This window comes from Streptomyces sp. MP131-18 (assembly GCF_001984575.1).
In the GTDB taxonomy this organism is placed as follows: Bacteria; Actinomycetota; Actinomycetes; order Streptomycetales; family Streptomycetaceae; genus Streptomyces; species Streptomyces johnsoniae.
Genome location: NZ_LZNS01000001.1, coordinates 4,473,031 through 4,485,021, shown reverse-complemented (window position 1 = coordinate 4,485,021; position 11,991 = coordinate 4,473,031). Strand labels below are relative to the sequence as shown.

General features: G+C 74.3%; 7 protein-coding genes. 3 read left to right on the top strand and 4 right to left on the bottom strand.

What is annotated here, in order from left to right; translation table 11 throughout:
• Positions 1-85 precede the first annotated feature (85 nt).
• Both STBA_RS20330 and STBA_RS20325 read right to left on the bottom strand, forming a co-directional pair.
• A complete protein-coding gene (locus STBA_RS20330) occupies positions 86-1,771 on the bottom strand; it encodes a SpoIIE family protein phosphatase (RefSeq protein ID WP_077060622.1) in 1,686 nt (561 codons plus the stop codon).
• Positions 1,772-1,884: 113 nt separating this feature from the next.
• Positions 1,885-3,249: an NAD(P)/FAD-dependent oxidoreductase gene (locus tag STBA_RS20325; protein WP_077060621.1), complete on the bottom strand. Its 1,365-nt coding sequence runs from the start codon at positions 3,247-3,249 to the stop codon at positions 1,885-1,887.
• A 226-nt stretch (positions 3,250-3,475) separates the two neighbouring features.
• On the opposite strand from STBA_RS20325, the gene STBA_RS20320 reads away from it, so the two are divergent.
• Positions 3,476-4,225 (top strand): TetR/AcrR family transcriptional regulator, encoded by a 750-nt coding sequence (locus STBA_RS20320; protein ID WP_077063452.1) that lies wholly within the window; start codon positions 3,476-3,478, stop codon positions 4,223-4,225.
• 141 nt (positions 4,226-4,366) lie between these two features.
• Positions 4,367-6,139, top strand: coding sequence for a sigma-70 family RNA polymerase sigma factor (locus tag STBA_RS20315; protein ID WP_077060620.1), 1,773 nt, complete (start codon positions 4,367-4,369; stop codon positions 6,137-6,139).
• A gap of 223 nt (positions 6,140-6,362) precedes the next feature.
• Here STBA_RS20315 and STBA_RS20310 read toward each other — a convergent pair whose 3' ends face one another.
• Both STBA_RS20310 and STBA_RS20305 read right to left on the bottom strand, forming a co-directional pair.
• The gene (locus STBA_RS20310) at positions 6,363-7,742 is read right to left on the bottom strand and encodes an FAD-dependent oxidoreductase (RefSeq protein WP_077060619.1); all 1,380 of its coding nucleotides are present in this window, start codon (positions 7,740-7,742) and stop codon (positions 6,363-6,365) included.
• Between the two features lie 168 nt (positions 7,743-7,910).
• Positions 7,911-9,983: an asparagine synthase-related protein gene (locus tag STBA_RS20305; RefSeq protein ID WP_077060618.1), complete on the bottom strand. Its 2,073-nt coding sequence runs from the start codon at positions 9,981-9,983 to the stop codon at positions 7,911-7,913.
• Positions 9,984-10,576: 593 nt separating this feature from the next.
• On the opposite strand from STBA_RS20305, the gene STBA_RS20300 reads away from it, so the two are divergent.
• The gene (locus tag STBA_RS20300; RefSeq protein ID WP_077060617.1) at positions 10,577-11,989 is read left to right on the top strand and encodes an MFS transporter; all 1,413 of its coding nucleotides are present in this window, start codon (positions 10,577-10,579) and stop codon (positions 11,987-11,989) included.
• Positions 11,990-11,991: the final 2 nt, after the last annotated feature.

Here is an 11,991-nt window from a genome sequence, read left to right as displayed (position 1 = left end):
ATAGACCCTCGCGGGCTCCAAACAGTAGTGGAGTGTGCGCTCTCCAAGAGCGCTCGGGCAACATTACGCGCCACGCCCAAGGCCGTCAACTTGAGCCCGGGAGGGCGAACTCCGCCCACACGGCCTTGCCGCCCTCGGGGAGGCGGCGGGCGCCCCACTCGGCCGCGATGGTGGCGACCACGGCGATGCCGCGGCCCGCCTCGTCGGCCGGCCGGGCCTGCTGGCGGCGGGGCAGGTGCTCGTCGCCGTCCGTCACTTCGACGATGAGACGGCGGTCGGTGCGGCGCAGGCGCAGGCCCATGGGGGCGCGGCCGTGCTTCAGCGAGTTGGCCACCAGCTCGCTCGCGGCCAGCACCCCGAGCTCCCGCAGCTCCTCGGGGAACCGCCAGCTCGCCAGCACGCCGTCGGCGAACGCCCGTGCCCGCGGGGCCGCCTCGATGCCGCCGAGGAGGTCGAGGGCCGCCCCGCGGAACAGGTCGGCCTCCTCTCCGTGGCGCTCGGGGCAGGACAGGACCAGCACGGCAACGTCGTCGTCGTGCTCCTCGGTGATGCCGAGGGCGCGCAGCAGCCGGTCGCACAGGATCTGCGGGCTGTCGGCCGCGCCGCCCATGGCGCGCTCCAGCGCGTCGAGCCCTTCGTCGATGTCCGCGTCGCGCCGTTCCACGAGGCCGTCGGTGCACAGCACGGCCGTCGAACCGGGGCCGAACGGGACGGTGCCGGAGGCGTGCACCCAGCCGCCGGTGCCCAGCGGCGGGCCGGTGGGCTCCGAGACCCGGTCGACCGTTCCTTCGGCGTTCCTGATGAAGATGGGCAGGTGGCCCGCCGAGGCGTGGGTGAGTGTGCCCTCGTTGGGGTCGTAGACGGCGTACAGGCAGGTCGCGATCTGGGTGGAGTCGATGTCGATGGCCAGCCCGTCGAGCAGTTGCAGCACTTCGTGCGGCGGAAGGTCGAGGCGCGCGTAGGCGCGGACCGCGGTGCGCAGCTGGCCCATGACCGCCGCGGCGCGCACGCCCCTGCCCATGACGTCGCCGATCACCACCGCCGTGCGCCCCGCGCCGAGGGTGATCACGTCGTACCAGTCGCCGCCGACCGCGGCGTCCAGGCCGCCGGGCTGGTAAGTGGCGGCGACGCGCAGGTCGTCCGGCTGCTCCAGGCGCTGCGGCAGCAGGCTGCGCTGGAGGGTGACCGCGGCGGCGCGCTGCTGGCTCTCGCTCTCGCGCAGCCGTTCCGCGGCGACGACCTGGTCGGTGACGTCGGCGGCGAAGACGAGCACTCCGCGCTGCGCGGGCTTGCCGCCGGCGCCGGCCAGCTCGACGGGGGTGCAGGTGAAGGTGAAGTAGGTGTCGCGGCCGCCGCCGGGGACGGCGGAGGGGACGCTGCGGGACTTCAGGGTGCGCGGGGTGCCGCTGCGCTGGACCTGGTCCATGAGGGGCAGCAGGCCGATGCTGACCAGCTCGGTGAGGGCCTCGCGGGCGGGCTCGCCCGGCGTTCGCGGGCCGAAGAGTGCCGCGTAGGCGTCGTTGACATAGGCGACGCGGTGGTCGGAGCCGCGCACGACGGCGACGGGCGCCTGGACGTGGCCGAGCAGCTCGTGCACCGCGAGCGCGTCCACGCCCCGGCCGCCGGTGGGCCGCCTCGACGCGGGCTCCTGGTGCTCGCCCGAGCGGGCCGCCGGCACGCCGCCGGGCTCCTCGACCCGGCCGCGATCGGTGGCGGCGGCGTGGCGCCGCTGTGTTCCGGGCAGCCGGATACCCCAGCGCGTCAAATTCACAGCGTTCCGATCCGAATCGTTCTGGTCTCTATGTCTCTGGTTACGTCGTAAGTGTTTCCGCGTCTACGCTTCGCCGAGCGGCTGCCCACCCATGGTCACATGCCGGGCCGCGGTCATGTGTCTTCGGGGTGGCGCCGTGATCCCGCGGCCAGCTCGAACTCGGCACGTGGATGTTCGAGAGAGCCGAGTGAGACGATCTCACGTTTGAACAATCCCGCAAGGGTCCATTCCGCGAGTACGCGCGCCTTTCGATTGAACGTCGGCACGCGGCTGAGGTGATACGCGCGGTGCAGCAGCCAGGCGGGGAAGCCCTTCAGTCTTCTGCCGTAGATGCGGGCCACCCCCTTGTGCAGTCCGAGTGAGGCGACGGAGCCGGCGTTGCGGTGCCGGTAGTCGGCGGCCGGGCGGCCGCGGACGGCGGCGGCGATGTTGTCGGCGAGGCGGCGGGCCTGGCGTACGGCGTGCTGCGCGTTGGGGGCGCACAGGGCCGGCGGGTCGGCGGGCGGCGCGGTGAGGTCGGGCACGGCCGCGGCGTCGCCCGCGCTCCAGACGTGCTCGACGCCCTCGACGCGCAGGGTCGTCGTGCAGCGGACCCGGCCGCGGTCGTCGAGGGGGACGCCGCAGGCGGCGAGGACCGGGTGCGGCTTCACGCCGGCGGTCCAGACCAGGGTGCGGGCCGGGTGCCGGGAGCCGTCGCTGAGGACGGCGGTGCGGTCCTCGCAGGATTCGAGACGGGTGCCGAGGCGTATGTCGATGTTGCGCCCGCGCAGCTCCCGCTGGGCGTATCTGCCCATCTCCTCACCCACCTCGGGAAGAATGCGGTCCGTTGCCTCGACCAGCATCCACTTCTGCTCCTCCGGGCGGATGTTGTGGTAGTAACGGCACGCGTAACGTCCCATGTCCTCCAGCTCCGCCAGGGCCTCGACGCCTGCGTAGCCGCCACCGACGAAGACGAAGGTCAGCGCGGCGGAACGGACCGCGGAGTCGCGGGTGGACGAGGCGATGTCGAGCTGTTCGAGGACGTGGTTGCGCAGGCCGATGGCCTCCTCGACGGTTTTGAAGCCGATACCGTGCTCCGCCAGACCGGGGACGGGGAGCGTGCGCGAGATGGAACCGGGAGCGAGCACCAACTCGTCGTAAGCGATCCGGAGCGGTTCGCCACCGGCTTCCTCGCCGGCCACCGTCCGCACGGAGACGGAGTGCCCTTCGGTGTCCACGGCGGTGACCACGCCGGGCACGAAACGGCACTTGGCGAGCACGCGGCGGAGGGGGACGACAACGTGCCGGGGAGAGATGGACCCGGCCGCGGCCTCGGGAAGGAAGGGCTGGTAGGTCATGTACGGCTCGGGGCTGATCACGGTGATCCGGACGGTGCCGCGCCCCAGCTCACGCCTGAGTCTGCGCTGGAGGCGGTGTGCGGTGTACAGACCGACGTAGCCGCCGCCGGCCACCACGATGTGCGCGGGTTGCTTCGTCACCCGTCCATAAGGCACCTCCGGGACGCCGTTTGTCCACAGGTTGGACGGCGCGCTGCTCCGAACGGGGCGCCAGGGCGGGCACGGTGCGGGCCGCACGGGCTCCTTCTCACTGTCAGTGCCCTCAACTATGTTCGTACTCGACACCAGCGGCGCGTCTTTTCGGGGGGCGTCCGCAGCACCGGGGGAAATGAATATGCGGATCAAAGGGTCCGGGGACGGCGCGGATATGCCCTCCTCGGTGAAGCGGAGCCATGCCGAAGGGCGTGCCGGGAGTGCCGGGACAAAAGCGCAGGGGTCTTTGCGGGTCGATGCGCAGCGCAATCTGCGGCATGTGCTGAGTGCGGCGCGGGATGTGTTCGGCGAGCAGGGCTATGGCGCGCCGATGGAGGAAGTCGCGCGCCGGGCGCGGGTCGGTGTGGGCACGGTCTACCGCCGTTTTCCGAACAAGGAGGCGCTGGTGCAGCACATCGCCGCCGAGGAGACGCGGCGGCTGACGGACCGGGCGCTGGAGGCGCTGGCTTGGGACGGTGAGCCGTGGAGTGCGCTGGCGGGTTTCGTGGAGCGGTCCGCCGCCTCGGGGGCGGGGCGGCTGCTGCCGCCCGAGCTGCTGGCGGAGCAGGCACCGGCGGGTGGCCACCCGGCGGGGTCGTGGGGGCGGGTGCCGCAGCAGCGCGGTGCGGCGGCGGTCCAGGGCGAGGCGCCGTCCGCTGCCGCCGCTTCCGTTGCCGGGGCGTCTTCCGGTGCGGCGGCGGCCGAGGACGGGCGGGCCGGGACGCGGGAGTTGCTCTCCGTCGTCGGCGAGCTGGTGGAGCGGACGCGTGCGGCGGGGGAGTTGCGCGCGGACGTGACGGTGGCCGATCTGATGCTGGTGATAGCCACGACGCCGCCGAGGTTCGACGATGCGGCGCGGCAGACGGCGGCGGAGTCCCGCCTGTTGCAGCTGCTGTTGCAGGGGCTGCGGGCCGGGGGGCGTTGACGCGGCGGTGACCTCGCGCCCTCGGCGCCCCTCGGACGAGTGGTTCTGGTCGAACTGCCGTGGTCGTGGGCCATTCGTGTGGCAGCCTGACCCTCGTCGCTGACACCGATGTACAACGAGGGCTAACGAGGGCTTCGGTCTATGGGAGTTGAGGGGCAGGACGGCGACTCCGACGAGTCCTTGGTGCCGCGGCAGCGCGTCAGGGCCGGGGAGGCCGCGGATCTGGAGCTGGTCGAGCGGATGCGTCGCGGCCACTCCGAGGCGTACGACGAGCTGTACCGGCGCCATGCGGACGCCGTGCGCCGGTACGCGCGGACGTGCTGCCGGGACGCGGACACGGCCGACGACCTGACGAACGAGGTGTTCGCGGCCACCTTGCAGGCCGTGCGCGCGGGCGCGGGTCCTGAAACGGCCGTGCGGGCCTACCTGTTGACGTCGGTGCGCCGGGTGGCGGCCGACTGGGCGCGCACGGCCAGGCGCGAGCAGCTGGTCGAGGACTTCGCGGCGTTCGCGGTGTCGGCCGCGGCGGTGGTGCGTTCCGGTGGGGACGCGCACGATCCGGGCGCGGACGTGCGGGCGATGCGCGCGGCGGAGCGTTCGATGGCGGTGCGCGCGTTCCGCAGCCTGCCGGAGCGCTGGCAGACGGTGCTGTGGCACACGACGGTCGAAGAGGCGTCGCCGCGCGAGGTGGCGCCGCTGCTCGGGCTCACGCCGAACGCGACGGCGGTGCTCGCGCACCGGGCGCGGGAGGGGCTGCGGCAGGCGTTCCTCCAGGAGCACGTGAGCCGGGCGCTGCGGGACGGCGGGGAGTGCGGCCGGTACGCGGACCGGCTAGGGGCGTACACCAGGGGCGGGTTGCGGATGCGCGCGGAGCGGGGGCTGCGGAAGCACCTGGCGGAGTGCGCGAAGTGCGCGACGGCGGCGTCCGAGGTGCAGGATCTGAACACGCACATCGGTGCGGTGCTGCCGGTGGCGGTGATCGGCTGGTTCGCGGCGGAGTCCTCGGCGAAGGGCGTCGGGTTCCTGATGGGCACGGCGGGTGTCGGGGCGGCCGGTTCCGCTGCGGCGGCCGGCGGCGCGGGCGGTGGCGCGGCGTCCGAGGGGCTCGGCGCCCCGGTGAAGGCGGGAATCGCCTCCGGTGTGATGGCCACGGCGGTGGCGGCGGCGCTCGCGTTCGCGTTGATGGGCGGTGAGCCGGACGACGATCCGCAGGCCGTGGCGCCGCCGGACGAGAGGCCGGCCGATCCGGCGCCGCGGGAGCCCGCGCCGCCCGACCCGGGGCCCGGTCCCGGTCCCGGGCCTGAGCCAGAGGCCCGGGAGCTGCCCGGGCCCGAGCCGAGTCCTTCGCCGGAGGAGCCGGCGCCCGAGCCCGAGTCGCCGCCCCCGGCGGAGCCGGAGCCATCCCCTTCGCCGGAGCCGACGCCGACGCCCGTGCCGCCGTCCCCGGCGGAGCCCGATCCCGAGCCGGAGCCGGAGCCGCCGGCCGAGCCGTTCGAGTTACGGGAGCTGGCCTACGACGTGACGGGGAACGGGGAGGACCCGGCGGTACGGCTGCTGGGCAGCAGTCCGATCTGGCAGCGCGACGAAGTGAGCATCAACGGGGAAGCGTTCTCGCACGGGATCACCGTTCAGGCGCGTTCGTCGGTCACGATCGATCTGAACCGTTCGTGTCTCGCCTACGAGGCGCGGGCCGGCCTGGACGATCTGACGCACGGCATCGGCGCGGCGGTGTTCCGCGTGGAGGGCGACGACGAGGAGCTGTGGCGCTCCGAGGTGGTCGCCGGGCGGGACGCGGCCGTGCCGTTGAACGTTCCGCTGACGGGCGTGCGCACGCTGCGGCTGGTGGTGGAGCCGCAGGGCGTGCTGGGGGCGGCGGCCCTGGCGAACTGGGCGGAGTCCGAGATCTTCTGTTAGATCGTGGCGGCCGGGTCCGGGTCCGGGTCCGGCCGAGGTGGACCGGACAGCCCCGTCCCGCCGGGAGCCGGCGGGCGTCGTCACCGTCGACGTGTCCCCGGGCGACGGCGTCCGCGCCCGTCCGCACAGCGGAAGCGGTCGGGGCCGTACGCGCGGAATGTCCCGCCACCGCATCGATGGCCTGCGCCGGGCGGAGTCCTGGGCCGGGCGGGCAGCGGTGGACTCAGGCGGGGTCTGCCCAGGCGAGGTGGCCGTCGGGTCGGACCAGGAGGTCGGCTTTGAGCGGAAGGGCGGAGACGACCTCGGTGACCGGGCCGTGCCAGGGGTGGCGTCCGGCCTGCCGTCCGCTGCGGACGAGGACGAACCGACCGCCGCGCAGTGCGGCGTACAGACGTCCCCGGCCGGTCAGGGGCAGGTCGGGAACGCGGCGGCCGACGGCGGGATGCGCGCCCGGAGGGGCGGGGTAGCGGATGCCGGTTCCGGCAACGGCAGCGGCGACCGGTTTCGGGGCCGGCCACCGGCCGGACAGCCCGCCGAGCCTGGCCAGACGCAGTGCCCGCAGCCGGGGCGATGCCGTCAGCGCGGCCCGCATCAGGGCGCCGCTGCCGCGAATGACGCGGGCCGCGACGGGGTGCCGTTCGCGCTGGTAGCCGTCGAGCACTTCGGGCCCGGCATGGCCGCGGAGGCCGGCGGCGAGCCGCCAGCCGAGGTTGGCGGCGTCCTGGAGGCCGGTGTTCATTCCTTGCGCGCCCGCGGGGGTGTGTACGTGTGCGGCGTCGCCGGCCAGGAACACGCGGCCGATGCGGTAGCGGGCGACTTGCCGTTCGTCGGCACGGAACCGGGACAGCCAGCGGGTTTCGTGCAGGCCGTAGTCGGTGCCGAAGACCCGGCGGAGCATGGTGCTCACGTCGTCGGGGTCGAGCGGTGCGCCGGGCGGGCGGTCGTCGGCGCGGTTCCATGCGATGACGCGGTGCCAGCCGTCGCCGAAGGGGACGTGGAAGGCGAAGCCGCTGCGGTTCGCGTCGGAGCGCAGGACCGCGTCCGGGGGGTCGGTGAAGCGCACGTCGGCGAGCATCATCGACCGCACCGCGACCCTGCCCGGGAACGGCTCGCCCACCGCCTCCCGGACCGTCGAGCGGCTGCCGTCGGCGCCGACCAGGTAGCTCGCCTGCCACTGCTGACCGGACGCCGTCGTGACCCGGACTCGCGCATCGTTCTGGGACAGCCCGGTGACCTCCGTCCGCCACGCGAACCGGACCCCGGTGCCGACCGCCCGAGCGCGGAGGACGGCCTCGGTCTCGTACTGCGGCGTGATCAGCTGGTAGGGAAATCGGGTCGGAATCGGTGCGAAGTCGATCCAGAGCCGGCGATACAGGCGCATCGACGTGAGCCGGCTGCCGGTCGCCACCAGCTCGTCGGCGATCCCGCGCGCGTCGAACTGCTCCAGCGTGCGCGGTCCGACGACGAACGCCCTGGTCAGGTTGGACTGCTCCGGTCCGCGCCGGTCCAGCACCACGACGTCGATGCCGGCCTCCGCCAGGTCCGCGGCCACGAACAGCCCGGTCGGGCCCGCGCCCACCACGATCACGTCCGCCGTCTCCATGGCCGTTCCACCTCATCAGCGTCAACGTCTGTTGACTTACGTCGGCACCCGCCCGGCCGGGTCGTCCCTCCAGCAGTACCCGACCAGGCCCGCTCCCGCAGCCCGACCCGCGCGGTGGCTTCCGCTCCGCTGCCGGTCCCGCCGCTGCTCAGAGGCTGACGCCGCCGGTCAGAGGCTGACGCCGCTGGTCACGGCCCGGGGGTCGCGGTTGCCCTCGGCGGTCCAGCAGGAGCCGCGGCGGGTGAGGAGGCGGCGGAGCCAGATCTCGGTGGAGACCAGCTCGGCCAGGCCGTCCAGCGGCAGCAGCTCGCCCTGGGCGGCGGCGCGGACGGCCTTGCGGACGACGCGGGCCTCGATGAGCCCGGCGTCGGCGAGCAGCGGCGCGTCGAACAGGCCGACGATATCGCTGACGTAGGCGCGCAGCCCGGACCGCACCGAGTCGGTGTGCGAGCCGTGGGTGGTGGCGCCCCAGCCGGGCGGCAGGCCGCGGACGCCGGCGCCGTCGAGGACGGTCCGCAGCACCTCGGCGCGCGCGCCGGGCTGCACGCGGAGGCTCTCCGGGAGCGCCTGGCAGGCGCGCACGACCTGATTGTCGTAGAACGGGGCGTGCAGCCGCTGGTGGCGGACCTCCGCGGCCTGTTCGAAGACGCGGTGGTCCGCGGCGTGTCTGGCGAGGACGGCGCGGGCCAGCTGCTCGCCGGGGCGGCCGGTGGTGGCGCCGCCGCGGGGGCGGGCGGCGACGGCTTCGAGTCGGATCGACACCTCGGCCAGGGCCTCCCCGGTGAGCCAGCGGGCCGCGGGTCCTGGCCGGCACCAGGACAGCGCGGCCAGGGAGGCGCCGAGCGCGCCGTCGGTCGGGGCGGTCTCGTCGAGCTGGCTGCGCAGCAGGACGGCGGCGCCGGCCAGGCCCTCGGGGTAGGAGGTGCGGGCGAGGCGGCGGGCGGCACGGTAGACGGTGAACGGCACCCGCATCGCGCGGCTGCCGCCGCCGCTGGCCTTGGCCAGCGCCGTGACGGGCCGCAGGAGGTGGCGGCGCCTGCGGTCCAGGAGCAGGTCGGCGAGGCGGGCGGGGTGGGCGTCGAGGACCTGGCGGGCGCCGTGGCCGGTGAGGTGGTCGGCGCTGCCCGCGGCGAGCCGGTGGCGGTGGCGTGCCGCGGTGACCAGGGCGGGGCCCGGCTCGTCGGTGAGCGGCCCGTTCTCCAGCTCGGCGTAGGGCAGCGCCTCCTCGCCCGCGGCGACGACGACGTGGTGCAGGCGCGGGTTCTCGGCGATGATCCGGGCCCGGTCGAGCTCGGCCGCGCCCGCGCCGCCGGCGGCGGTGCCCGCGGCGGTCAGGTCGTTGAACGTGACGGCGAGCAGCCGTTCCCCGGCGAGGGTGGCGCCCGTGCCGTAGACGGTGCCGGGCATGCCGGGCAGTCCGGCGGCGAGCAGGGCGAGGGTCGCGGAGGCGCTGCCGCCGGAGAGGTCGGCGCCGACGCCGGGGGCGGGCTCGGGCCCGACGCGGGCGGCACGGCGGTCGGCGGGGCCCATGCCGGGGACGGGGCCCGCATCGCGCGCGGGGGCGTGCCTGGGGGCGGCGAGGCGGGTGCGGACGGCTTCGACGAGGGCGTCGCGGACACCGGCCACGGCGGCCTCGCGCTCGACGGGCGGCGCGGCGACGACGAGCGGCGCGGTGGGCTCGTAGCCGAGGACGTCGCGGCTGCCGCCCTCGCGCAGCCGCAGGGCGTGGCCGGGCGGGACGCGGCGGACGCCGCGGTAGGGGGTGCCGTCGCCGACGGCCTCCGGCGCTTCGGGGCAGGCGAGTTGGGCGGCGAGGTGGGCGACGTCGAGCTGGGCCTCGGTGAGGTCGGCCAGCGGCAGGGCCGCGGTGGCGTACGCGGTGCCGCCGGCCCATGCGGTGTGGAACACCGGCCGGGTGCCCGCTAGGTCGGCGGGGATGACGGTGCGGCGGCCGAAGCGGGCGACGGCGGTGTAGCTGCCGGGCCAGGTGGTCAGCTGGCGCAGGGCGCCGGCGCGGGCGGACACCAGGGAGCGGCGGAGCGTTTCGTCATCGGCGCCGCAGTAGCCGAACACGGCGAGGTGCGTGTCACCGTCGGCGTAGACGAGCCGGATCTCGTCCGGCCGCCAGTCGCCGACGGCCCACAGGGGATCGGGGCCCTCCCACAGGAGATGGGCGCCCAGGGGCTGGATATCTCGGGCAGCGCTGGCAGCGGCCCCGGCCCACCCGACCAACCACCGCATCGCCGCCTCCCCACTGAGAAACCACGGACCGCCGCCTGGGTGTGTGCTGACAGGCCCATGCTGCCACGGGACCGGCGGGAACGGGGCATGACGGGGGAGTAGTTCGCCCGCGTGGCGAACTACCCGGTGTGTCGGCCGAGTTTCCTGGGGCTGAAGGGACGACGTGCAGAAAACCGGCGATTTTTGGCCAAAGTCTGGCCGAGGAACGGCTCATGGCGCGGCCGCCCCGGGGCAGAAGGTCTGTGGTCCGGGAGACGCTGGCCGCCTCCCGGACCAGGCCGCCGTCCGCGGGGAATGAGACGGCGGCTTCCCCCGGCCCGCCGTATCCATCAGGACAGCGGGCCGACCCACGCGGTTCCCATCGAAGCGGCCGGGCCCGGCACTGCCCAGAGCGCACGGCCGGGCGCACGGCCACATGCCCGGAGCACAATCCCGGATCGGGGAAGCGCTCGTACGCATGTACGGTCATAAATCCGCCATCCGGGATTCACCCCCTTAACCGTCAGCAGGCGCCGAACTACGCTGGGTTGGCGGAGGCACGGAAAGCCCTGCGCTGGTCGCAGGGCTGCCGTTGGTGTGTCAGGGGTGCGCGCATGTCCAAGGAGCCACGCGGGCCGAACGAGAAGCTAGGTGCGGTTCTCGCTCTTGCGGGAATCAGCAATGCCGGACTCGCCCGCCGGGTCAACGACCTCGGTGCACAGCGGGGATTGACACTGCGATATGACAAGACGTCGGTTGCCAGGTGGGTGACCAAAGGCATGGTGCCGCAGGGCTCCGCCCCCCACCTGATCGCCGCCGCCATCAGCAGCAAGCTCGGCCGTCCCGTGCCGCTGCACGAGATCGGGCTCGCCGACACCGACCCGGCCCCCGAAGTGGGCCTGGCCTTCACGCGCGACGTACCGGGGGCGGTGGACTCGGCCACCGAGCTGTACCGGCTTGATGTCGCCCCCGGCAAGGGCATCTGGCAGACACTCGCGGGCTCGTTCGCGGTCACCGCCTACGCCACACCCGTGTCGCGCTGGCTGATAAGCCCGGCGGACGCCTCGGTCGCGCGGCAGGCGCCCGCACCGCCGAAGGAGGGCGGCTTCGGCCGCGTCGGGCACTCCGACGTCTCCAAGCTGCGGGAGGCCGCGGAGGAGGCGCGCCGCTGGGACTCCAAGTACGGCGGCGGGGACTGGCGTTCCTCGATGGTGCCCGAGTGCCTGCGGACGGATGCCGCCCCGCTGCTGCTGGGCAGCTACAGCGACGAGGTCGGCCGTTCCCTGTTCCGGGCCACCGGGGAGCTGACCCGGCTGGCCGGCTGGATGGCGTTCGACACCGGCCAGCAGGAGGCCGCGCAGCGCTACTACATCCAGGCCCTGCGGCTGGCGAGGGCCGCTGCGGACGTGCCGCTCGGCGGGTACGTGCTGGCGTCCATGTCGCTCCAGGCCATCTACCGCGGCTTCGCCGAGGAGGGCGTGGACTTAGCCCAGGCCGCCCTGGAGCGCAACCGCTCGCTGGCCACGGCCCGCACCATGAGTTTCTTCAAACTGGTCGAGGCCCGCGCCCTGGCCAAGGCGGGCGACACGGCCGGCTGCGAGTCCGCGCTGAACGCGGCGGAGGGCTGGCTCGAACGTTCCCGGGACGGCGACGGCGATCCCGGCTGGCTCGACTTCTACTCGTACAACCGGCTCGCCGCCGACGCCGCCGAGTGCTACATCGACCTCGGCGTGCCGGGCCAGGTGCGGCGCTTCACCGAGAAGGCGCTGTCGGAGCCGACCGAGGAGTTCGTCCGTTCCCACGGGCTGCGCCTCATCGTGGCCGCCGTCGCCGAGCTCGAGGAGGGCAATCTGGACGCCGCCTGCGCCGCGGGGGCGCGCGCCGTGGAGGTCGCGGGGCGCATCTCCTCGGCGCGCACGACGGACTACGTGCGCAACCTGCTGCTCCGTCTCGCGCCCTACGGAGACGAGCCGCTGGTCAAAGAGCTTCAGGAGCAGGCCCGCCCGCTCCTGACTGCTCCGGCATGATG